The sequence below is a fragment of the Oligoflexia bacterium genome (genome assembly GCA_034439615.1).
Lineage (GTDB): Bacteria > Bdellovibrionota > Bdellovibrionia > JABDDW01 > JABDDW01 > JAWXAT01.
Window position 1 is genome coordinate 14,580 of sequence record JAWXAT010000003.1, and the last position, 23,612, is coordinate 38,191.

Here is a 23,612-nt window from a genome sequence, read left to right on the forward strand (position 1 = left end):
TATAAACAGAAATTATTGATAGATCTTGCGATTCGCACTCCACTGCATGTATATGGAAATTAAGCCAAATGAAATTCAAGAAGATATAAACATTCAAGAAAAAGCGCTTAAAATTTCTCATGATATTAATAATATTTTAGGCCCTATTGTGCTTTCTGTTGAAATTCTTAAATTACAAATTCATGATAAAAAATTAATTGCGAAGTTAGATGTGGTTGACAATGGTATTAAGAGTCTCAATGCTCAAATTAAGGAATTGTTTTTATTGTTCAAATAAATATCAGCTTACTTGCCCGTAAAAAGTTCATTTACCAAAATTTCTTTTTCAGCAGAATAATAAGTGCCCGACATTGTTGATGGGTACATTATGCTTTTTGCTTTTCCGTCGGCGTTAAGTTCAGCGAGATGAGGTCTGCGTAGTAGACAATGTCCGAGTTCGTGAAAGATTAATGCTTCTCGATCAAATGTTGACATTGTTGCCCAAGCTTGACGCTTAATTGTTACCTTGGCTAGGGTGCTATTAACTTTGCAATGACCCACTTCACTTGTCATAGCGTCGTCGAACTTCACTGTGAGGCTTAGGGTGGCTACAGCGACGTTTCTTTGCTTGGCTTGATGGGCGAATTCTTCAACATAGAGTTTAAAATCAGCTTCTATTACTGGTTTTTCCTCTTCTTCTTTTGCGCACCCAACTAAAGCGACACATAAAATACCAACCAATGTCTTATAAATTGTTGCCATAACTCACACACCTCATAATCTATATTAACGCATTGCAATATTTTTACAATGCAGCAATCATAGTTTTTTGAAAGTGCATGAAATGTTAACGATAAATCACAATTGGGCAACAATGTGACAATTTCTTAATTATAAACTAAAGATCGGGTCAGTGAAGGGATTTAGTTTTGAATATTAGTAGGAATTTTTAAACTGAGTTTATAGCCAGTACCAGAGGCAGGAAGAATTTCATATTGAGATGGCTTTATCTTTTTTCGTAATTTGCAAATATGTGCATCAATTGTACGATCTAAAACATGGGTATGTATTCCCCAAACTGCAAGGCGAATTTCTTTTCGCGTTTTAACAAAATTTTGAAATTGAGCCAAATAAAGCAAAGTTTTAAACTCAGTGGGACTTATTTTTATTTGAAATTCACCGGTTGAAGAATTGATATTTAATTGGTTGGATTGCAATTGAAAATACAGATCTCCGATATTGCAAGTTGGACCAGCCGTTTTTATTTGGTGGCGTAATTTAATTTTGGCCTCGATGCGTGCTTTGAATTCACCAAGTGAGAACGGCTTTTCAATAAAATCATCAGCAAGTAATCTCCATGCCTCTAACTTATTCTCGGTACTTGTATCGCCTGAAATTAAAATTACTGGTAGTGCAGATAATTTATAATCACTACGCAAATCTTTTAGAAATCGCAGCCCGTTTCCATCGGGTAGAAAGATGTCTAATAAAATGAGATCGAAATTTTTTTTCGAAAGCAGAATTTTTCCATCTTCTATGCAAACTGCAGTCTCTACCTGAAATGAATCTAAAATTTCAGGTATAAGATGCGTCATTTCAGAGCTATCGTCAATGAGTAGAATGTTGAGCATGTATTAAGCTTTACAGCTAGTTATGGTGTGCGCAAGTCTAAATTATTCATTTGCTGCTTTTGCATTACCTTGTTCGATAAGACAGTTGCGACGCTCCTGAAGCAGTAGAGTGATGGTGTTTAATGATTTTTTCAGTCGCTGAATTTGTACTGATGTCGCGGCGTCATTTTGATTCGACGCATTCTCTAAGATTATATCAATTAGAAATAGCGCAGCTGCCAATGGACTAGCTACCGCGTGTAAGAATTCTCTTTCTGGCGATGATTGTGTCGGTTTCATCTCAGGCCCTATAAGTCAGTTACGCAACACGATTGGACTGATCGTCGGTGGTATTATTTTTATCTTCATACTTTGAAGATTTGCGAAACACATAACCTTCTCCATCAATTGATTGAATGCTGTAACCTGAATTTGCTAATTTTTTTCGAATTTTGCAAATGTGGGCATCAATTGTTCGGTTAAATACATGTGTTGCTCCCCCCCAAAGTCTTTCTAGGAGTAGGTCTCTAGAGAATACAATGTTTTCATGTTCTACAAAAAAAGTAAGAATGCGTAATGCAAAAGGTGTGAAGTCTAGGAGTGTTTCTTTGTTTTCAATATTCAGATATGCCTGTTGAGAATCTTTATTGATAGTTAAAATGCCTTTACGTAAAACGGGATTATGCATCACCTTTAGGCTTTTGTTTTTAAGTTTACTATCAATTCTTGCTCTAAGTTCGCGCAAATCAATGGGTTTGACAATGAAGTCATCTGCACCCAAAGAAAAGGCAATCAGTTTGTCGCCAATATCATTTCGGCCTGTAATAAATAGAACAGAAGTTTTTTTGATTTTAGGATTTGCACCAATTTCAGCATAAAATTGAAGCCCGCTTCCATCGGGGAGTGTGATGTCCATGATGATGAGATCAAATACCTCACTTTCAAGTGCTTGTCTGGCGTCTTGAAGGTTTGCAGCAATTTTAATGTCATACTGAACTAGCGCTTCTTTGAAGGCTAGCGCAAGTTCATCATAATCTTCGATAATCAATATTTTTTCCATAAATCCATTCTAATTAGACTGTTAAAATATAAACAGTGAAGAAAATGTTGCGATGAATGATGTCAGTGTTATTGATATATCCATCGAAAATGTACAGCTTCTGAAGTTCCACCTAGTCCATCGACTTGAACCAAATATAAATTCATCGTACCTTGCGCGGCCTTAGTAACGACAAATTGATATACGCTGCTAGCGCATGTGGTTGTAAGTGCCCCTGATGGGGTGATTACTTCACCGGCTGTAACATCACCAGAAAGAACAACGTTGTAACCATTTACACAAACACCGTTGATAGTAACTGTGTTTGAGTTGTTGGTGTATGGTGATGTAGGTGAGGTAACCGAGGGTGATGCGAGTGCAAAACTCGAAGAATTTACATCCGTGCTCTTGGCTGCACAGCCAATGAGTGCCGTGAATACAACGATGCTTGCGCCCTTTTTAAAACAATATTTATACATAGCTATCTCCTTGTAATGTTAATTTACTTACCTATAGCTCTGTTCGGAGATGATTGTTTAGGTGAGATTAAGCAATCTAAGTTTAAGGGCAACAATTAATGAAAACAATGAAATCTAGATTAAGGTAAGGGATTAAACTTTATTTTTCATAACAAAAATATTTCCTGCGATAATTGCGAGAACCCCAATAAGTGATGTTAATTGCCATTGATAGCTTTCAAATATCGTCGATAAAATTAATGCTACAATTGGAAAAAGAACTGCAGAGTATGAGGCGCGAGTTGGTCCGATGAGTTTAACTAAAGAGAAATAAGAACCAAAAGCAACAATTGAACCGAATACACTGAGGTAGAGTAACGAAAGAATATACGACATAGATGTATCAAATATAAGCGTGTCGCCCTTGCAGAGACCAATGCAAAGTGTAATAACCCCGCCATAAAACATTCCATACACATTTGCCGGTATTATTTGAATTCCATTTTTTTGATTCACAGAAGAAATAATGTTTCCGAATGAGGCAAATACGGTTCCCAAAAAAGCAAAGGCAAGACCCATGATGGTTTGTGCATTGGGGTCAAGTTTTAAAAGATCTTGATAAAATACTAATACAATACCAATGAGCCCAATTACCACTCCACCCAAAAGTCGTTGACTTGCTCGATGGCCTAAAAATATTCGACTATTTATCACATTCACAGTTGTGACCATAGAAAACACCACTGCAACAAGACCGCTTGCAAGAAATTTTGAAGCATAATAAGTGCAAATGTAATTCAGACAAAAAATGAATAGCCCTAAAGTGAGGACACTAAAATGTTGTCGAGGTGATAGTCTTAAATCTATTTTTTTATACAAGCTATAAAGTAGTAGTAGAAAGCTTGCAAAAATGAATCGGTACGCGATGGATAATTCAAGGGGAACAATTCCAATTTGCTGCTTAATAGCAAGCCACGTAGTGCCCCAAATTACGACTGTGATGATATAGAGTGCTAAAACACTCATGTAATAATGCTACTCAAAATACAGAACTTCATATGTCCTTAGTTTGGTTTGAAACTGTCTGGTGCACTTGCTTGGCCCGACGGCGATTTAAGAGCGTTTGTGTTAATTTTTTGAATCAATGGAAATTCATGTAGCGCCATATTGAGGCGATGGGCATTGTAAACTTGAGGTACTAAACATATGTCGGCAAGTGATATTTCGTCGCCGAAAGAATATAAGCCTGCTGATTTCTCAACTAGCTTTTCATAAGCCACAAAACCTCGGCGAATAAAATACTGACCCCATTCACTTCTTTTTTCTGGATCATCTGAATATTTATCTAAGACCGTTAGATTTTGAACTGGCTGAATACCCGCATTGATCAGTTCAGCGAGGGCACGCACATGAGCACGATCTAATGTGTTTTTAGGAAGCAAAGGTGGGCTTTGGTGTGTTTCTTCAAGCCATTCAATAATCGGAAGAGATTCAATTATAAATTTCCCATCAACTTCTAATGCAGGCACATAGCCCATAGGGTTTCTTAAAAGATGTGCTGCACTTTCACTTTCACCATTAAGTAGATCCACTGGAACCGCTTTGTATTTTATTTTCTTGTAATCAAGCGCCCAGCGCACACGCCAAGACGAGCTTGATCGCCAGTAGTGATAAAGTGTTATGTTCATTGTTCACCTACAAGCACTATTTTATTTTCAAGTCGTCCCAAGCCTTCTACTTCCAGTACCATTTCATCATCGGGCTTTAACCAAAGATTATTTGTAATTTTTGAACCGTTAAGTTCTAAAAAACAACCAGTGCCAACGGTGCCAGAGCCAATGACATCTCCGGGGTAAAGTGTAACTCCGTAACTTGCGCGTGAAATGATTTGTGCAAATGTCCAATTCATTTGATTCACATTTCCTTCAGAGTATTGCTTGCCATTTAAAAAAGCTTTCATGCTGGCATCAAGTACTTCGCCATTTGCAGTTTCGCGAAGGCTGCCCGAATTTTTAAGCGACTGTCGAGTAATAAGCGTTGGTCCAATTGAAGTGGCAAAATCTTTACCTTTTGCTGGCCCAAGATTAAGTTTCATTTCTTCCATTTGAAGAGCCCGCGCTGACCAATCATTCATAATAGTGTAACCAAAAATATATTCATCTGCTTTAGCAGGAGAAATGTTTTTACCCTTTTTCCCGATTACAATTGCCACTTCTAATTCAAAATCTAATTTATCAAGGTGTAATTTTTGAACTTCAACATTTCCGGGGCCCGTCACTGTTTGATGATTCGTAAAATAAAACACAGGAAATAGATCAAACTCTGGGAGCATCTCTAAGCCGCGATTGCGCCTAGCAGTTTGAACATGTTGTCTAAACGCATAGCCATCACGCATCGAAGGTGGTTTTGGTACTGGAGCTAAAAGCTCAACTTGCTCAAGTTTAAAGTTGGGTAGCTTTGTTTTATTTTGAGTAAATAACTTTGTCGCCTCATTTAGATTTACTTCAGAGTTTTCAAGAAATGCGAGCATTGAATGTGGCAATGATCCTTGATTTTTAAGCTCATAGATTTGTAGACCGTCAAGTATTCCATAGCTTTCATTGTTTTTTTGACGAAACGATACGAATTGCACGGGGGACTCCTTTGTTTTAATAAAAAGCGAATGTAAGTATTTTATGCGGCGTTGAGGTTTCGCAGCATTTTCATGTAGGTTTTCCATTGCGCATACGCCATTTTAAATTCAAGTTTAGCCATTTTCATCTCAGCTTTTAGTTGTATGAATCGTTCTTGAGAATGATTTGTAAAGTCTTTTTTGGCGCGTATGTATTCTGCATGAAGTCGGTGCATGCGCTCTTGAGACGTTTCAACTTTAATGCGCAAGCCCGTAACGATCGGAAGATTTGCAGACACTAAGGCTGTGAGTGTTTTTTCACCCATGCGCAGTTTAGCTTTTAATATTTCTTCTTCACGAACACGTTTAAGCCTGTGAGTGAGTCCGAAAAATGATAAAAGACGAATTGCCCATTTTGTGGGATCCCAGTGATACCATCGAATGCCATTTCTATAGTCGGCTTGAAATTCATGATGAAAATTATGATAGCCCTCACCATAGGTAAACAGCGCTAATAAAAAACTATCTCGCGCTGATGTTTTATCTGAATAAGGCTGTTTGCCAAACATATGACAAAAAGAATTAATCAAAAAAGTGCAGTGTTGTGTGAGTACGGTTCTGACGAGCCCACCAAAAACTAATCCACCAAAAGGGCTACCCAGTGCCCATCCGATAAGGGTTGGAAATCCAAAACCCATGAATACAGCAATCGGTAGGTAGTATTTATTTTGCAAGTACACCAGAGTGTCTTTTTCAAGGTCGGGTGCAAACTTTCCTTTATGTGCAGCGTCTTCTTTGAAAAAGATCCAGCCAATATGAGCGTAGAAAAAACCTTTATTGATACTGTAAGGATCAGTTTCAGTGTCGACATGACGATGATGGCGACGATGATCTGTACACCATTTTAACGCTGAATTTTGTAAAGCGGCAGCGCCAAAGAGCAGATAAAATAGTTTTACACCCCAGCGTGCTTCATAACTACGATGAGCAAACAATCTGTGATATCCGCCGGTGATACTCATGCTGGTCATGACTGAATAAATCAAAAAGAAAACTAATACCTTCCAGTTTAAGCCATTAAGATAAATATGTATCGGAGTGAAAATGGCGGCCGCTATTGGAGTTCCAACTAAGAAAGTCGTATTTACCCAATCAATTTTGCGCATTCGTAGTTCTCCTTAAGCATTAAGATCTAATTCTAGCATGGGTTACTGAGCGTTTGTGCAATGAAAATGGGCTCAACTATTCTAAAGTCTGACTGCGGCGCATCATTGGACCTTATTTTATTGAGTTTAGGTATAGAAACGCATACTTAATACCCATGGAACACATAGACGTAAAGACAGAAGAGCTAGCACTCAAAACCTTGCGAACTAACAAAGTTGCAATCTTCATGTTGTCTTACAATGCTCAAGATTTGATCGTCAAAACTTTGCAACGTATTCCACATTGGATCGCCCGTGAGCTCGTAGAAATTTATGTCATTGATGATTCTTCAAAAGACAAAACACTTGAGCGTGTTTCTGAAATGCCCTGGCCAAAAGATTTTGCTCCCATGAAAATTTATCGAACACCTTACAATCAAGGTTTTGGTGGAAATCAAAGACTTGGTTATTTGTATGCCATCTCAAAGGGCTACGACATTGTTGTGAGTTTGCACGCTGATGGGCAATATGCGCCTGAAGCATTGCCTGTAGTTTTAGCGCCTTATTCTCAAGGGGCTGATGCAGTATTTGGAAGTCGTTTTATGACTCCCATGGGTGCTCTCAAGGGTAACATGCCGTTATATAAATTTTTAGGAAACAAAGTACTCACGCGCCTGCAGAATTTTTTATTAGGCACAAAAATGTCAGAGATGCACAGCGGGTATCGTTCATACCGCATGTCTGGGCTAAAGCAAGTGCCGTTTGAGTTCAATAGTCTAAGTTTTGATTACGACGCAGATATTATTATTCAGTTAGTAGCTGCAAAACTTAAAGTTGTCGAAGTTCCAATACCAACATTTTATGGTGACGAAATCAGTCACGTGAACGGCACTCAATACGCTTGGCGATGTATTAAAACTGCTGTGAAATATAAAATGATGGAAAAAAATCTTTTTTATGACCCTAAATTTGATCTTGAGCGTGTCGATCAGCAGCCATACGTCACTCGGGCTCCACAAACAAGTCTTCATGAATTTGTGAAATCAGCTTCACTTCCAAAAGATGCGCGCATTTTGGATTTATGTGGAGGGCAAGATAAAGCGATAAGTCGTGTGCATGCTCAAGGTGGAATTCCTGTTACATGTGTTGAGATACATCCGGATCCAATTGTTAGGCAAAATCATAAACTTTCAGTTGATCTTAATAAGTCATGGAAAGATCAAATTCCCACAGGCCAAAATTTTAACGTTGTATATGCACTTGATGTTTTAGAACACTTGCAATTTCCTGAACGTGGCGCTCGAGAGATTTTTGAACGGATGAATTCTGGTGGCGCGCTTTACGCAAGTGTTAATAATATTGCTTTCTTGCCAATGCGACTTTCATTGCTCTTTGGGCATTTCAATTATGGTCGTAAAGGCATTTTAGGTTTCACGCACAGTCGCTTATTCACGATTGAGACGTTTACACGCTTAATGAAAAATGCCGGTTTTAGAGTCGATGCTGTTATGGGTTTTGCGCCCCCCGCATTTGAAAACAAAGGTATTATGAGTAGGGTCATGGGCTTTTTAGCTCGTGCACTTCCACGACTTTTCGCTTCTCAAATATTACTTGTTTGTACAAGAACTGATTCACCTCTTGATCTCATGAAGCAAACGTTTCGTGAAGATTTTGGTCGAGAGGCAGCTCCCGATAAGGTCAAATTATTTAGTTTGGGTGTTTAAGTAAATGTCTCCCGATACTTTCAAGATTTCCTATGATTTTTTATTTCCAGATAAAACTTCAAAATCATATGTCTTTGATATCGATAAAAATACATTGGCATTAGTAGAGTCTACGACTGAGCAGCCACCAGAATGGGCAAAATTAGAAAATAAAAAATGCGAACATTGCCCATTAAAGGAGGCTGAATCACCCTATTGTCCCGTGGCGCGAAACATTGCGCATCTCGTAGAAACTTTTAAAGAAAAAGTTTCTTATACAGAAGTCGCAATCAAGGTGACCACAAAAGAGAGAACATACGTTAAAACTTTACCCCTACAAGAGGGGATATTTAGTGTTTTCGGCTTAGTCATGGCCACGAGTCTTTGCCCATATACAAATTTTCTAAAACCCATGGCTAGATTTCACCTTCCATTTTCTACATCAGAAGAAACAATAGTACGTTCGATTTCTATGTATCTTTTAAAACAATATTTTGTGGCCAAGCGTGGTGGTCAACCAGATCTTGAATTAGAACTGCTTGAAAAAAATTATGCAGATATACAAAAAGTAAATTTAGGCATTTTAGCTCGTATACGAGGTATCGCCCAAGGTGATGCCGACGCAAATGCAATTACGATATTGCATAGTTTTTCATCACTATTAACCATGGCCATTTCTAAAGATCTCTCAAAGATCGAACCACTATTTAAATAATTTATTTTGAAGTTTTGCTTAATTGACGTTTTAAAACGCCAACCACCATCGGCAATATAGAAATAAGAACTACGATGACAATAATTTTATCTAGACGATTCGCAAGTGATGTTTGGCCAAGATAATACCCAATCCATAACAGTGAAGTTATCCACACAATGCCGCCGCCGATATTCCAATACACAAAACTTTTGTAAGGCATGCGTGCTACACCTGCAATAAAAGGAACAAATGTTCTTAAGATGGGTACGTATCTTGCTGCTGCGACAGAGATTCCGCCATACTTCATATAAAAATCGTGTGCTTCAACAAGATGCTTTTTTTTATAAAAACGGCCATCAGGTTTTAACCAGATGCGATCCCCTGTTTTGCGCCCGAGAAGAAAGCCCACTTGATCACCAATAACCGCTGCAAAAATCAGTACAATATTTAAATAAATGATATCAAGCCCAACTACATGATTGGGGTTTAGCGGATTAGAAAGCACACCCGTGGTAATGAGAAGTGAATCGCCTGGCAGAAAAAAACCTAAGAGAAGACCTGTCTCAGCGAAAATAATTCCAACAAGAGTTATGAGCCCACCAGTTTGAATGAGCTGCGCAATTCCTGCGGCTGAATGAAGTTCTTTAAGCCAATCGAGCATCTTGAAATAATGTCATATAGAATTGTCTTGTCAAGTTTTGCTGAGATTAATTGCCGTGTTCATCGCGAATATCGCCAATGAGTCTTTCAATAATATCTTCCATGGTAAGTAATCCGGTGATTGTTTTTGTCTGATTATCTTTTACTAACGCCATATGGGCGCGCCTTTGTTGAAGCAACTTTAGGATTTGATCTTGTCTTATATCTGGCGTGATAAAAACCGCAGGGCGGCTGCAGCGTCTGAATGCTTCATTTGAGTAATGATTTAATAAAAGTGGCCATGCATCTTTAACATGCACAATTCCTAACATGGTAGTGAGGTCTGTTTCGCATAGGGGAAATCGTGTGTGCATGTGTTTTCTCACAATTTCTAAATTTTGTGAGAGTGGCCGAGTCATTGAGAGATAATCGATTTGCGAAACCTGCACCATTATATCAATCGCTTTTTTATCTGAAAATTCAAAAGCACGATTGATGATTTGGGCTTCGCTTTCACTAACGATGCCATCTTCTTTTGAATCTCTAAGAACCATTTTTAATTCTTGCTCTGTGAGTGCTGGTTCTTCGTATCCATGATAACCAAGTCGACGCAAGATAAAGTTGGCAAGCATAGTGAAGCAATTAATGAGGGGCTTTGAGACTTTGTAAAATAAGCTCAGTGGTTTTGACACCCAGAGTGTCATGCGCTCAGCTTTTTGAATAGCCATACTTTTTGGGACGAGCTCACCCAAAACAACGTGCAAAAGTGTAATCAAAAAAAATGAAATAATCGCTGCAACAATGTGAGGTGTGTTGTTAAGCGACGGAAATGTTTGCGGAAACAAAATCACGAATAAATTTGCAAATGCACGTTCGCCTATCCAACCTAAGCCGAGGCTTACGAGTGTGATGCCTAATTGAGTTGCTGAGAGATATTCGTCGAGCTGATCGACACAAAGAATTGAAATGCGCGCTTTATGTACACCCATGTCTGCGAGTTCTTCAAGACGAGTTCTTCGTACTTTTACAATTGCAAATTCAGCCGCCACAAAAAAACCGTTGAGCGCAACTAAAACTAGAGATGCCGCAATGGCAATCAAAGTTGAAGCAAGTTCGGGTGCATGAGCCATGATTAGAACTATGACATGGGTTTTCCATTTAGACTACTCGAAGTTGGTGAAATGACACTTATGCGCTGATACGCAGTTTTGTGACACCACTTCAATCATTTCAGGTGACAAAGCGCGCCAATGTTGCGCTGCTGGGCAGCATTTCTTAGATACAGCTGTTGTTTTTATTGAGCTCGTGATGATTGAACGCGTAAGCTCAAAGAATGTTAAAAACCAAGCTTCAATATAAAATTCCACTTCTGGTAAGCCTTTTTGCGTTATTGCCCGCACTTCGTTTTGGTTGGGGTTTTACAGGTGATTGGCGTAATCAGTTTTGGTTTATTACATATTATGCAGAATATTTTTTAAGGCATTTTACATTTCCAGATATGTTTCACTCTCAACAAGCAATCGGAATGCCTGCGGCGATATTTTATGCAGCGCCATTTTATAAACTCATGGCAATTCCTGCAATTATTCTGGGTACAGGAATAGCTTTTAGATTGGTCATTCTGGGTGTTTTATTATTTCAGTATTACTGCATTGAAAAATTATTCAGTGAATTATCAGGTAACCAAAAGCTTTCTAGAGTTATTGCCATTATTTGGACACTCAGCATTTATCCTATGACGAATCTCTACAATCGATCAGCGCTCATGGAGTTCGTAGCTTTTGCATTATTAACATCAAGCATTTGTCTTTTGTGTTTAATCACACTACAAAGTGAAAAATATCTTCGATTCAGTTTTATGAGCCTTATGGGTTTTTGTTTTACTTTAGCTGCTGGTATTCACCCCATCACAGCGGTGTACGGCGGTACTTTTGCGATTGTTACTTTTCTAACCTTGTTAAAATTAAGTAAGAACAGAAAAAAAATATTTTTAGCACTGTTGCCACTTGTTGGTCTGAGTCTGCTTTGTCTGGCACCGTGGGTGTATGCAACGGCAAACATATATCCGCAACTTGCAGTTGCCCAAAAAATAAATTCAATAGATCTTTTCTTCGACCCGGCTAAACTTTGGTGGTTAAGACTACTTCCGTTTCCTTTTGATCCGCGTATGACGTACAAAGAGACTGATCCGCTACCAATTCATATGGATACACAGATAAGTGTACTGCTCATTGTACTACTCATTTATTTTATACGACGCACACATTTAAAGTTTGGTAAAAATGGAATCCTTATTCTAGTTGGCTGTATTTTATTTTCAGTAAGTTATTGGCTATCGATTTCGCTTACACCGTGGGGTTATTTACCTGAAATTTATAAATCGGCACAACTTAGCTATCGACTCACAGCTTATTGTAACTTGGCTTTGCTCTTGGCACTCGCTGGGTGTTTTGTGGGTGGTGGTCGATTGAAGGTAAACTTTGGTTCTCGTGGATTTAAAATAATAACTGTCGGCTTACTTGTGAGCGCTTGTTTTGCCCATACACTTAAAATCGCCCATGCATTTCGCGCTCAAGAATCAAAAGAAGACAAATACACTCGATTCTTATCTGAGAAAGATGGGTTATTAGCATATCCACCAACGCTCTATTCGGCCGATTCCTATGTAGTTACGGGTTTAAATGAAAAAATGCCGGTAGTTAATGAGGTACAGAAAATTCAGATTCCATTTCTCATTACTACGGGCAAAAATTTTGGAAAAGTAGATGAACTTAATATTAATTTGGAATCAGAAAAATTTGTACTAACAAACGTTCAAGCATTTCCATGGAGTCAGATTTTGCTCGATGGTGAAACCACAAAATTATATGAGCATGATAATAAATACGCGTTGAAAATACCTGCGGGAGCACACACGATCGCCTATCAATTGAAGCTTCCTACAGTCTATTCTATATTATCAGTAATTTCGACGATGCTCTATTTGCTTTGGTTTTTGGTTGCAATAAAACCGGCATTTAATTTATCTAGAGTTCGCAGCTAGTTATATAAATACAACTTTTGCACAATTATTTTTTCTTCTTCTTCTTATTTTTATTTGTCTGCAGTGCAGCTTCATGTGCCCATACGGCTGGTAAACCAATTTCAAGAAAATATTCATACTGGTAGCCTGGAAATAAATTTTCAATTTTATTTTGCAACCGTAAAAGTGTTTCTTCTTTAACAGGCATACGAGGTTGCGCAGCTTTTACCAATTCAATAATTTTTTCAAGGTAGACTCTTTGGCGAAATAAAAGTTCGGGCCCACCGAAAGCTCCGCGGCCTGGGTACACAAATTCAGGTTTTAAACTTTCAAGTTCTTCAATGCGTTTGAGCCAATCATCAAGTTTTCCAATTTCAAGCCAACTATGATTGTGATTGGTGACAAGGTCTCCAGTAAAAATATTTTTCCCGTATTCAATAACAACATGTGCTTCACTGCAACCAGCACCTAAAACGTGTGCTTTGACGGTAACCCCACCGGCTGATAGCTCTTGTGTAGCATTTCCAAAACTATCTGGTGCAGCAGCACTGGTTGGATAATCAGGTTGGTAGCGTGGGTAAAACCAGCCATAGCGGTCTTTGTGAATTGCTGGAATAATATTTTTTACCTGTTCTGATGTGACAACACGAATACCTCTTTTTTGAAAATTCAAAGTTCCATTAAATTTATCAGGATTAGGATGTAAAATAATGGCGAGTAATACTTTTTTACCTGTTATTTTTTCAGCGACATTAATTGATTCTTCAGCTGCAGATGGAAGAAATTGTGTGTCGATGAAAATCAGGCCTTTGGGGCCTTCTATCCAATAGGACGATGTTTCAAAGCCTTTAGGTGTTGTGATGTACGTGCCGATATTTCCATTACCATGCTTAATAATATATTGAGTTGATGGCGTTTTATTGGTGCTGCTACAGGCCATAAAGCAAAAGGCTAAAATAAGAATAACGGCTTTACACATAAATGCTCCTCTATGGTGGAGCACAGTAGTTAGCCTGTGTGGAATTATTTGTCGAGGCTAATGCTATGCTTCATAAAGTCATATTATTTTATTTTTGAGTGATTGAGCGAGCTGTGTAATGCTTAGTCTATGGTTAGACGTGTCAGTATCTTTATGGTTGGCTTAGTACTTGGATTAATCTTGCAATATTTTATTACGAGCCATCGTCAGACGTTAGTTCGTGAAGAAAAAGAAGCTCAAGTACTTAAGCTCAAAATGCAGGTGTCACCGACTCCTGCGCTTACACCTAATCCATGACCGAAAAAAGAAAAGATATTCTATTTTTAATATTCATTTTTATAATTACAACAATTTCATTTTCATTGGGTTTTGAAGCCAGTTATGTCAATTGGGATGATAATGTATTAATTCTTGATAATATTTTATTGAGACAACCTTTGTGGGTGGCTGTCAAATCTGCTTTTGGGCACTATTACTTCAGTGATTATCTGCCCGTAACTTTGATGTCATTATGGTTGGATATTAAAATTTTCGGCTATAATTCATCTGCTCAGCATGTTGTGAATCTAGGTCTGCATTTGAGTAATATTGCGTTGTTTTTTTATTTCCTTTCGTTGCTTAAATTACCAAAAATTTGGATTTATATCATAGTGGCGGTATTTGCATTTCACCCTGTCCAAACAGAAGTGCTCATGTGGGTCAGTAATCGAAACATATTACTTGCAACGCCATTGATGTTGGTTTCATCAATTTTGATTTTAAGAAGTAATAGTAAAATAAATTTTTTAGTTGGCAGTTTATTTTATGTTCTATCGATATTGTGTAAATCGGTAAGTGTGCTTGTGCCTTTTTTATGGATTTGCATTGAATTGTTTTTAATGAAAAGAACACTCAATTCAACACAAAAATATGCCTCCTTTCTTTTAATCATTGTTGCTGGTTTGTTTGTTAGGGTTCATGCATATTCAGAGGGTATTAAGCAAAACTTTAGCGCGGTTACATTTGACATCACTAGGATTGCGCAGTTGCCAGTCGCTATGTTCAATGCGCTTGCGCTCTATATAAAAATGTTCTTTTACCCAACTGAATATTCCATAATCTATCCGCGTTTTTCACTGACCATGAATAGTATTGTGGCCGCATTAACGGTATTTGTTTTTTCTATGTTTCTAATTTGGCGATATGTGAAAACAAAAAAATCAGAGTACATATTTTTTATATCACTAATACTTATTTTCTTAATCCCGGTGCTTCAAATTTTACCGAGATTAAGTTATGTAAATGATCGTTACATGTATATTCCGATCATAGGTTTTGTGGGGCTTTTATTAACATTGCTTCAAGATCTTTGTGAAAATTTCAAAATAATAAAACTCAAATACCTCCATTTTGTAATATGTATTTTAATTATACCTTTGCCCTTTTTTTCTTATGCCAGAAGTCAAGTTTGGTTGGGTGATCGACAGCTTTGGGAGGACACCGTTGAGAAAATTCCAACTAGCCAATTAGCTCGCGGCAATCTTGCTCTGGCCTACTATAGAGAGGGGCATTACTTAGAAGCTGTCTCACTTTTGAAGACGGTTTTTTCATTCGACACAGACGATGGCAGTGTATGTAATGCCTACAATAATTTAGCTGCAATTTATTCAAACTCAAATGCGGCAGAGCATTTCGATATAAATCGTGCCCTCGCCCTTTTAGAAGAGGGTGTTAAGCGATGTGTGAAAATAGGGGATACATTTTTATTGAGGCTAAATATGGCGCTGATGCATAAAAATCTTAGACATAATATTGAAGCTAAAAAGATACTTCTTAAATTAAAGGAAGATCTCATCGAAGCCTCGTCAATAGACCAGCGATTTCAATTAATAAGTAAACGTGTGGATGCTCTCATTAATGAACTGTCACTCTAACAAGTCTTGAGTCGAGTCTATATTCAGATTTGTGTGTGATATCCGATAAATACCTTGTGAGTACTAAGAGTCAGCAACCATGGATTCCACTTGATAGAATTGAAGACGCTGCGCGTGTTGATGCGGCATTAGTCATTCTAAGTCTTGCTTTGGGCGCATGGTTTTTCTATAAAATTTTTCTAGGCCGCCTTTCTGAAGAGCGACACCGCAATTTGAAAAGTTTGTTTTGGAATCTCGGTGGCCACACTCTTGCGGCAACTGTTTTGTTGATTTCATATTGGTATCTCGATTTTCATGCAGAGCCTGAAACTGGAGTAGACTACATCGCGGGTTATATTGGCCTTGCGGGAATGTTTTCAGCTGCCGTTGTATTCATGAAAACAGCTCGCATTTTACTTTTTGAATATTTGTTTTTGGGGCACATGAAACAAGGTGTGCCTTTACTATTAGTGAATTTCTTAAGTCTTATACTTTCAATTCTTATCGTTGGTTGGTTTGCAACTGAGATATTTGCATTTAAAGTAACTTCATTATTAGCAACATCTGCAATGTTTTCTGTAGTTATTGGCTTGGCACTACAAGATACACTGGGAAATCTTTTTGCAGGTGCTGCTTTGCAAATGGATAAACCTTACGAAATTGGTGACTGGGTAGAAATCGGCCACGATTCAATAAAATGGGTAGGGCAAGTTTACGAGGTGTCTTGGCGCGCAACAATTTTGATTGGATTTGCAGATGAATTAATCACAATTCCAAATCGTGTGGTTGCGCAGTCACAAATTTCAAACTTCGCGGCCAAAAGAAATCCCATTATTCGCGGTCACATTTTTAGAATTCCCTATAAAACGAATCTTGAAGAAGTTCGCAAATTACTTTTAGAAGCGGCTTTAAAAGTAACCGGTGTAAGAGCACATCCAGCTCCAATGGTATTGTTGCAAGAGGCTCATGATTCTTGGATGCAATGTAAACTGGTTTATTTCATTGATAATTATGGTGCTCAATATCTTATTGGTGATCAGGTCTTAACTGAAAGTATGAAAACCTTGGATGCTGCTGGAATCCAACTCGCACATCCAAGGCTTATTGTAGAACAAGATCTTAAGGGCAATCGTACGCAACACCTATAACGCCAGTGCCGGAACCTGAGTATTGACCTATCTTTACAAAATTTGCCCCTTTTTTAGCAGCGTCATCTTGCATGTCTGCTAATGCTTCTTCTGAAGTACCCTGAGCTGTCATGGTGGTTCCGCTTACGCGGCCTAATTCTTTGCATTCAGAATCAGGATTTTCACGGCTCATTTTTACTTCTCGAACATCAGGTGTGAGTGATTTAGACGAGCAACCTACAAAACTCAAAATCGCTATTACTAGAATCAGTGACTTCATCACTCGTCTCCAGAGTCGCTAGATTTTTTTGAATCGGCCTTGCGAGATTTTACATCTTGCTTACAGATATCAAGTTTGTCTTGGTATTCATCTTGGCGTTTAATAAGAATGCGTTTGTATTCGCGAAAGCGCTTAAGTCTATCTTTTAAAAACTCTTCACTAACTCCGACGACCTTATCATTTTCATCGAGACCAATTTTAAATTCTTCTTCTTTGTCAGTGACGCGATCAATGGGTTCAGTCCAGATGAGTTTACCATCGCCGCCTGTGCGTTTATCAGAAAGCTTCTTTTTGCAGTCTTTTAGATTACCGTAAAGACCATTTGAACCATATTTTGTGTTACCGTAGACGCGGTCTTCAAGACTGTAAACTTCGTATTGTAGATCGCGCAATTCTTCAGACATTAAAGTTTTACGCTGCACGACCATATTGCCATCTTTGACGCCTAATTCACGGTCACCAGATATTTTGTCTGATTTTTCAATTTTGGTATCAATTTGTTCAGCCTTATGGGGATTACTCGAGCAGGCCAAAAAATTAAGGGCAAATAACACACACATCAACATTAGAATTTTTAGTTTCATTGCTTCCTCCAAAGGATCTTTAGAATTTTCTAGATTGGCTAATAAATCTACTAAAAAGCGGAGGCGCTCATGATTATTTAATTATATTAATTTCTACATTCCCAGTTCTCTTTTGTACATACACGCTGATTTCGTCTTGGTGTCTTCGTAAAAGAAGATCTACTGTTGAATGTGCTGTTTTTAAATTTTTAATGCTGAGATCTGTCAAAAAATTAGGAAGTACCGGGTGGTAAAAGCTGATTTTGTTATTATAACTATCTACCACTAATCCAAGACAAGCCTTTAAGAGCATAAATACAGAACCTGCTGCCCAGGCCTGTGGCGAACACGCGACAGGGTAAAATGTTGGGCCTTCACCAGTGCGTTTGTCAAAACCACAGAATAATTCGGGTAGTCGATATAAATCCATGTATGTTGAAACGTCAAAAAGTGTAGTTATAAGTTTAAGTGCTTCGTCTTTTAAACCGTATCGAGAAAAACCCTCAGCGATTATAGCGTTATCATGGGGCCAGATCGAGCCATTATGGTATGACATTGGATTATAACGAATCTCTGATTTTGAAAGTGTTCTGATTCCCCAACCAGAAAACATATCATTTGAAAGAAGTGTTACTGCCGTTTTGAGAGCTTGTGGTCTTGATGCAATACCTGAAAAGAGACAATGGCCCGCATTAGAACTTTTGACTTTGCATTGTTGTTTATTTCCATCAAGAGCAATAACGAAAGTTCCAAGTTCTTCATTCCAAAATTTCTTTTGAAAATTTGTTTTTAATATATTTGCTTCGCGTATGAGTTTTTCAGATCGATCGTTAAAGCCTAATTGACTGGCGATTTTTGCTGCTTGAATTTTTGCCTCATACACATAGCCTTGTACTTCTGCTAATGCGATGGGGCCCTGGGCTAATTCACCGTTGGCGTGGGACACTGAATCGGGTGAATCTTTCCATCCTTGATTGGCTAATCCGTTTGGTGCCCGTCGTTGATATTCTATGAATCCATCGCCATCAAGGTCGCCACAAGTATCGATCCATTGAAGCCCTGCCTCTATTGAAGGCCAAAGTGCTTCAATGAAAGGGCGATCATTTGTCCAATCAAAATAATTTCCTGCTAATGTAATAAAAAGTGGTGTTGCATCTGCAGAGCCGTAATATCTTTTGAACGGAACTTCACCGGTTTCTACCATTTCGCCTTTGCGAAATTCATGGAGAATTTTCCCTGGTTCAGCATCTTGTTCAGAAATATTTTCCTTTGATTGATACTTGGCAAGATACGTCAGTACACCTCTTGCTAAATCAGGATCAATCCAAAGATATTGAAGTGCGGTAATGATTCCATCTCGCCCAAAGACAGAATTGAACCAGGGAATTCCCGCATACGGATACTCAACACCATCAATTTGTGTGAGCATGAGTTGAATGTCTGATTTTGATCGATTAAGCCAAGCATTAAAGCGTTCACTCGATGCAGTAAGACGACAGCCACTGGTCATTTTTAATTTTTTAGTCGATTCAATCTGTGAAAAAGCTGTTTGAAAACTAACTGCGGGCAACGCAGCTTCTAAAGTCTGAAGACAATTAATTGTGATGTATAGTGTGGTTATTTCTTGCGGGTTAGAATTAATAATAAATTGTGCACTTGATTCAGATATTTTAGCAGGTGCTGGATGAAAACTGAGTTTACATGTACGTCTAATTTTATCTAAACCTTCGTATTCAAATCTAACTGAACTTGAGTCAATAACGGGCTGATCCTGCGTACCATGTTGTATGCGGGGAATACCTCTGATTTCAAACATGTCTGCAAAATCTGATTTAAATTTTAGATTTATTTCTAAACTCTGTTTACTGTTCCCAAAATTTGTAATTTCTATTTGTTCATAACAGGCATCATCGGTGAGAAATTTTGATCTAAAAATATGAAAGGTCCCGCGATGTACAACTTCTCCGTTAGCTTGATTCAAATCTGGATTGCTAAGATCTGCTGTAAATAATGTATTATCACTACGAATCGTAGAGCTTAGAAATAGTGGATATTGATTTCCGATCTTTAATTCAAATTGTGAAAGATAGCGGGTTGCCTCCCTGTAAAGACCTTGTGCTCGCATGCCTATAGGCTTGAGATCTCCTGAGACATCAAAAATAGCAAAAACCTCACCGCTTTTAACTACGCGAGTTCTTGGGTCAGCAAGTGAAGATGATGCTTTTATATATATTTGGTTTTCGAGTTGGATGATATCTTCCATGGATTTATTCCAGGAAGAATTGAGTAAACCGGAGCCTCGAATTCATTTTCCGCATTGAGAATGTTCTCATAAACCCTCACATACTCGCGCGCCATTTTTTCAACTGCAAAATGTTCTTCAAAATAAAGACGGCACTTGGTTCGGTCAATTTCATTTATCTTATTCATACATTTCTCAGCGGAGCTCATATTATCAACGATGTAGCCGTTGACGCCATTCTTGATCAACTCAGGAGTAGACCCGCATCGATAAGCTAAAACAGGAGTGCCGCACGCCATGGCTTCAATAATAACAAGGCCAAATGGCTCGGGCCAATCGATGGGCGCAATCATTACAGTTGCGTTACCTAGAAATTCATTTTTTTCCGTTTCATTAATTTCACCGATGAATTCTACATGTGGTGATTTTGCAATTAAGGGTTTTATGAAATTTTCCCAATAATCCTCATCAGGGTAACCAACTTTTGCTGCGATCTTTAATTTTATTCCAGCGCGTCGAGTAATCTCAATGGCGCGATCAGGTCTTTTCTCTGGAGATATTCTTCCTAAGAAAGCTGCGTATCTTTGGGGTTTTGTATAAAGTGAATATAAATCTGTGGGAAGACCATGATGCACAGTTCCCTTCCAATTGAGCCATGGAAGGGGAATGCGTTGCGCATCTGATATAGAGACCACGGGGATTTCACTGAATTCTTGATAGAGTGGAATAAGTTGCGCAATATCAAGTCTACTATGCATGGTCGTTACTGATGGAATGTCATGTTCGCGTAGCAAAGAGTAATGAAGATAATCTAAGTGAAAATGTGCAATGTCGTATTCTGATTTTTCACGCTTAAGTTGTTCAAGCATGACTAATTGTGGAATAAGTGAACAATCATTTTTGCCTAATTGTCTTATTGCTTTTGCGCATGGTGAAACAAGTCTTGCAGCTGTAAGTGAGTCGCCACTGGCAAATAAAGTAACATCGTGACCAAGGCGTATTAATTCTTCAGTTAAATAAGATACTACACGTTCAGTGCCTCCGTAGAGTTTTGGAGGAACACTTTCAAATAATGGTGAGACTTGAGCAATTCGCATAGCGATGAGTATTTGCATAAAATATGCCTTAGTATTTTTACGGTATAAAAGTTCTGTACACGATTTTGGCGGCGTATTTGGGGCAAAAAGACTCATGAGGTGTGTCAGTTATGGGATAAAAATGGAATAAAAAAACTCGGATAGTTTGCTATCCGAGTCTTTATGTTTATGAGTATCTAAAATTATTTAGATTTAATCTGAAGATAAAATCTTTTCTTAGCAACAGGCTTTTTATCATTGCCGTTGTTAAAGAGTTGCACGTAAGCATAGTCCTTACAGCTTCCATCACCAAGATTCACCTGATCACAAGTTCCAGATGCCGTGAGCGTAAAGTTCGCAGCTTCTTGAGGTGTGTTGATGGTCATTACAAGTGGTTCAGCTTCTTCACCATCCCAACGAACAGCCCCTTGGAGTGGACCACTTCGAAAGAACACCTTTACCGTCAATGGATACTGAAATTTATAAGTATCAGTACCCTGTGGTTTTAGGCTGAGGTTATAAGAAATTTTTTCTGTCGCAACCAATGAAAGCTTAATCGGTTGTCGGCGTGAACCGAGGCTATAACCTGTAACTTCATTTTGCCCTATGAACAATGGCGCAGAAGCTGCCGGAGCATTTACGAGAGAAAAGTTTCTGCCAGCTAATGCTTTAAGAATTAATGGTTTGAGTTCACCTGGGTTTCTTACTTTTAAGCTTCCCATTTGATCAGCGAACAACATGCGATTGTACCATTCGTTGGCAGTCAATGCAGGGTGATTGCGGCTCAATCGCATTGCTTCGAGAGTTAAATCTGTCATTTTCCTAACACCCTCGCGGCCATACTGAGACATCGCAGCGTCAAGCATGTCTTTCATTGCGCCACCGTAGGCTTCGCCATCATCATGAACTTCGTTTGTTAATAAAAAACCAGTGTTATTGATGATACGTAAATCTTGGCTACCAGGAAATTCAGCGCCATTTGTAAGATCAGCAGTTACTAGTGCAGCAACAAAATCAGCCATACCTTCACTGAGTCCGCCTGTATCAGCGAGTTCTAAATTACTGCCCATCAAACGATCCATCACACCGTGACCTAACTCATGCCAAATAGTGAGATTGTCACGAGCATAGTTGGGTTGATCAGCTGAGTACGTTGTAAAGTTAATGGTATCTTCGGTGTAATAGGCGTTATCACGCATCTCAATATCAGGGTCAAACAAGAATGCATTAAATGGTCTAGTGGATAATTCAGGATCCACCATGCCATTATTTTGTAGTGATTCCATCAAAGTATTAATGGCGTAGTAAACTTGTAATTCGTCAAATCCATCATTGATGTATTCAACGGGATTATGATCAGCCAATCGACGTGCAGCTCTATTTAAAGCTTCATCAGCTGAGAAAAGAGGTTTGCCTTGAAGACCAGCTTTAGGAAACATTTCATAAACTTGCTGTCCTTGAAACGTTACAACTTGCCAATCAAAGCGCAAATGCGCCGAAGGTAGTGGTGTAAAATTCAAACCAGTAAGTTGTTTAACATCTGGGTGCAAGCTGATAGTGGCGTACTTTCCATCAAGCATGAGTCCTGAGGTGAAGTTGTTTTCTACGAGCGGAAGAGTTGCCAATACTTTTGCAGCGGCTCGCTTAACGATATCCATTGACCAATAACCTTGTGCTTGGCCTTGGGCTGTTTCAGCGAGAATGGGGTTATAGTACGGTGATAAATACCGTTTGTTTTGTAGAAGTTGATAAGGATTGCCCGAAGTGCGTGGAATATAATTTTTCACGTACTTTAATTCAGCTCGTACCCGTGGCTGAATTTCTTGAACAGTTTCAGCTTGCTCATAAAATCGATAGACTTGAGCGGGTATAGATATTTCTTTGGCTGATTGATCTGCTTGAGGATATTCCTCATAAGATTGACTGGTTACTTTATTTTGTTTTAAAGAAATTTTAATCTTATGAACACCGCGACGAGCTTTTACATTTACGAATCGAAGAAGATCGTTGTTCTCCCACATGTCATTCCATTTTAGAGATTTGATCATGGAGTCTTGCGTAAGCATCACAGTATCGGTGATAAGTTTTGTAGTATCTTGTGAAGACATTATTCTAGCTGGAGGAACAAGGTTTCTTATCGGTGCTTCAACCATGGCTTCAATTTGAATAGCATCACCAGTTTTCAGATCAGTCCAAATTCTAAGCTGACGGCCATTGATAGGAATGCCCGCTGAAGTTTGCGCGAGCATCAAAAAATTACTGTTTGCCAGTGGAGTTTTTTCTACCTGCAGAAAATCTGCTTTAGATAAATTAAAACCTGTTTTTGCGTTGATAACGCTTAAGATGTGAGCCATGTCAGACTGGCGATCTTCAAAAAGCGTCCATCGAACCCATTTGGATTCTCCTGCATAGGCAGTAAATGTGAATGCTAAAATTAAAAATGATATGAAAATATGTTTCATTGGTAACCCTCCCAGGCGGCTATAAAATGCTTTATTGGCCACGGTGTCAAAGTAAAGTTACCTGAAAAAACCTGTCAAATCCTGGGGG

The 23,612-nt window shown here is 38.5% G+C and carries 24 protein-coding genes; 7 read left to right on the top strand and 17 right to left on the bottom strand.

The window, feature by feature from the left end; genetic code table 11:
• Positions 1 to 52: 52 nt before the first annotated feature.
• Positions 53 to 277 (top strand): hypothetical protein, encoded by a 225-nt coding sequence (locus SGI74_00405; protein ID MDZ4675943.1) that lies wholly within the window; start codon positions 53 to 55, stop codon positions 275 to 277.
• An 8-nt stretch (positions 278 to 285) separates the two neighbouring features.
• On the opposite strand, the gene SGI74_00410 is transcribed toward SGI74_00405, so the two are convergent.
• The 9 genes from SGI74_00410 to SGI74_00450 all read right to left on the bottom strand — a co-directional run bounded on the left by SGI74_00410 (position 286) and on the right by SGI74_00450 (position 6,863).
• On the bottom strand, positions 286 to 741 hold the full coding sequence (locus SGI74_00410; GenBank protein ID MDZ4675944.1) for a hypothetical protein: 456 nt from the start codon (positions 739 to 741) through the stop codon (positions 286 to 288).
• Positions 742 to 902: 161 nt separating this feature from the next.
• Positions 903 to 1,610: a response regulator transcription factor gene (locus SGI74_00415; GenBank protein ID MDZ4675945.1), complete on the bottom strand. Its 708-nt coding sequence runs from the start codon at positions 1,608 to 1,610 to the stop codon at positions 903 to 905.
• Positions 1,611 to 1,652: 42 nt separating this feature from the next.
• Positions 1,653 to 1,889 carry a hypothetical protein gene (locus tag SGI74_00420; GenBank protein MDZ4675946.1) on the bottom strand — a complete coding sequence of 79 codons (237 nt, stop codon included), beginning with the start codon at positions 1,887 to 1,889 and terminating at the stop codon, positions 1,653 to 1,655.
• Positions 1,890 to 1,908: 19 nt separating this feature from the next.
• On the bottom strand, positions 1,909 to 2,649 hold the full coding sequence (locus tag SGI74_00425) for a response regulator transcription factor (protein MDZ4675947.1): 741 nt from the start codon (positions 2,647 to 2,649) through the stop codon (positions 1,909 to 1,911).
• A gap of 68 nt (positions 2,650 to 2,717) precedes the next feature.
• The gene (locus SGI74_00430; GenBank protein ID MDZ4675948.1) at positions 2,718 to 3,107 is read right to left on the bottom strand and encodes a hypothetical protein; all 390 of its coding nucleotides are present in this window, start codon (positions 3,105 to 3,107) and stop codon (positions 2,718 to 2,720) included.
• Positions 3,108 to 3,239: 132 nt separating this feature from the next.
• Positions 3,240 to 4,112 (bottom strand): EamA family transporter, encoded by an 873-nt coding sequence (locus SGI74_00435; GenBank protein ID MDZ4675949.1) that lies wholly within the window; start codon positions 4,110 to 4,112, stop codon positions 3,240 to 3,242.
• A gap of 38 nt (positions 4,113 to 4,150) precedes the next feature.
• Positions 4,151 to 4,774: a maleylacetoacetate isomerase gene (maiA, locus tag SGI74_00440; GenBank protein MDZ4675950.1), complete on the bottom strand. Its 624-nt coding sequence runs from the start codon at positions 4,772 to 4,774 to the stop codon at positions 4,151 to 4,153.
• Positions 4,771 to 5,718 carry a fumarylacetoacetate hydrolase family protein gene (locus tag SGI74_00445; GenBank protein ID MDZ4675951.1) on the bottom strand — a complete coding sequence of 316 codons (948 nt, stop codon included), beginning with the start codon at positions 5,716 to 5,718 and terminating at the stop codon, positions 4,771 to 4,773. Before SGI74_00445 ends, maiA begins: the two co-directional genes overlap by 4 nt.
• A 41-nt stretch (positions 5,719 to 5,759) precedes the next feature.
• Entirely contained in the window at positions 5,760 to 6,863 is a 1,104-nt protein-coding gene (locus tag SGI74_00450; GenBank protein MDZ4675952.1) for a fatty acid desaturase, read from the bottom strand.
• Positions 6,864 to 7,018: 155 nt separating this feature from the next.
• Here SGI74_00450 and SGI74_00455 point away from each other — a divergent pair, with 155 nt between their 5' ends.
• Positions 7,019 to 8,566, top strand: a complete 1,548-nt coding sequence (locus tag SGI74_00455) for a glycosyltransferase (GenBank protein ID MDZ4675953.1) — start codon at positions 7,019 to 7,021, stop codon at positions 8,564 to 8,566.
• Between the two features lie 4 nt (positions 8,567 to 8,570).
• A complete protein-coding gene (locus tag SGI74_00460) occupies positions 8,571 to 9,260 on the top strand; it encodes a hypothetical protein (GenBank protein MDZ4675954.1) in 690 nt (229 codons plus the stop codon).
• 1 nt (position 9,261) lies between these two features.
• Here the strand turns inward: SGI74_00460 and SGI74_00465 are convergent, their stop codons facing one another.
• Complete coding sequence (locus tag SGI74_00465) at positions 9,262 to 9,903, bottom strand: VTT domain-containing protein (GenBank protein MDZ4675955.1); 642 nt, start codon at positions 9,901 to 9,903, stop codon at positions 9,262 to 9,264.
• Between the two features lie 46 nt (positions 9,904 to 9,949).
• Positions 9,950 to 11,011, bottom strand: a complete 1,062-nt coding sequence (locus SGI74_00470; GenBank protein MDZ4675956.1) for a hemolysin family protein — start codon at positions 11,009 to 11,011, stop codon at positions 9,950 to 9,952.
• A gap of 203 nt (positions 11,012 to 11,214) precedes the next feature.
• Between SGI74_00470 and SGI74_00475 the strand changes: the two genes are divergently transcribed.
• Positions 11,215 to 12,924, top strand: coding sequence for a hypothetical protein (locus SGI74_00475; protein MDZ4675957.1), 1,710 nt, complete (start codon positions 11,215 to 11,217; stop codon positions 12,922 to 12,924).
• Between the two features lie 25 nt (positions 12,925 to 12,949).
• On the opposite strand, the gene SGI74_00480 is transcribed toward SGI74_00475, so the two are convergent.
• Complete coding sequence (locus SGI74_00480; GenBank protein MDZ4675958.1) at positions 12,950 to 13,882, bottom strand: MBL fold metallo-hydrolase; 933 nt, start codon at positions 13,880 to 13,882, stop codon at positions 12,950 to 12,952.
• A 129-nt stretch (positions 13,883 to 14,011) separates the two neighbouring features.
• Between SGI74_00480 and SGI74_00485 the strand changes: the two genes are divergently transcribed.
• From SGI74_00485 to SGI74_00495, 3 genes are read left to right on the top strand one after another with little or no spacing between them, the layout of a single operon-like run.
• Positions 14,012 to 14,179, top strand: coding sequence for a hypothetical protein (locus SGI74_00485; GenBank protein ID MDZ4675959.1), 168 nt, complete (start codon positions 14,012 to 14,014; stop codon positions 14,177 to 14,179).
• Positions 14,176 to 15,795, top strand: coding sequence for a tetratricopeptide repeat protein (locus SGI74_00490; GenBank protein MDZ4675960.1), 1,620 nt, complete (start codon positions 14,176 to 14,178; stop codon positions 15,793 to 15,795). The genes SGI74_00485 and SGI74_00490 overlap by 4 nt, the downstream gene beginning before the upstream one ends.
• 56 nt (positions 15,796 to 15,851) lie before the next feature.
• On the top strand, positions 15,852 to 16,922 hold the full coding sequence (locus SGI74_00495) for a mechanosensitive ion channel family protein (GenBank protein ID MDZ4675961.1): 1,071 nt from the start codon (positions 15,852 to 15,854) through the stop codon (positions 16,920 to 16,922).
• Here SGI74_00495 and SGI74_00500 read toward each other — a convergent pair.
• The 5 genes from SGI74_00500 to SGI74_00520 all read right to left on the bottom strand — a co-directional run bounded on the left by SGI74_00500 (position 16,894) and on the right by SGI74_00520 (position 23,524).
• Entirely contained in the window at positions 16,894 to 17,181 is a 288-nt protein-coding gene (locus tag SGI74_00500; GenBank protein MDZ4675962.1) for a hypothetical protein, read from the bottom strand. The genes SGI74_00495 and SGI74_00500 overlap by 29 nt on opposite strands.
• Positions 17,181 to 17,765, bottom strand: a complete 585-nt coding sequence (locus tag SGI74_00505) for a hypothetical protein (GenBank protein MDZ4675963.1) — start codon at positions 17,763 to 17,765, stop codon at positions 17,181 to 17,183. Before SGI74_00505 ends, SGI74_00500 begins: the two co-directional genes overlap by 1 nt.
• A 73-nt stretch (positions 17,766 to 17,838) precedes the next feature.
• Complete coding sequence (locus tag SGI74_00510; GenBank protein ID MDZ4675964.1) at positions 17,839 to 20,007, bottom strand: amylo-alpha-1,6-glucosidase; 2,169 nt, start codon at positions 20,005 to 20,007, stop codon at positions 17,839 to 17,841.
• The gene (locus SGI74_00515) at positions 19,968 to 21,179 is read right to left on the bottom strand and encodes a glycosyltransferase family 4 protein (GenBank protein ID MDZ4675965.1); all 1,212 of its coding nucleotides are present in this window, start codon (positions 21,177 to 21,179) and stop codon (positions 19,968 to 19,970) included. The genes SGI74_00510 and SGI74_00515 overlap by 40 nt, the downstream gene beginning before the upstream one ends.
• A gap of 86 nt (positions 21,180 to 21,265) precedes the next feature.
• A complete protein-coding gene (locus tag SGI74_00520; protein MDZ4675966.1) occupies positions 21,266 to 23,524 on the bottom strand; it encodes a hypothetical protein in 2,259 nt (752 codons plus the stop codon).
• Positions 23,525 to 23,612 lie beyond the last annotated feature (88 nt).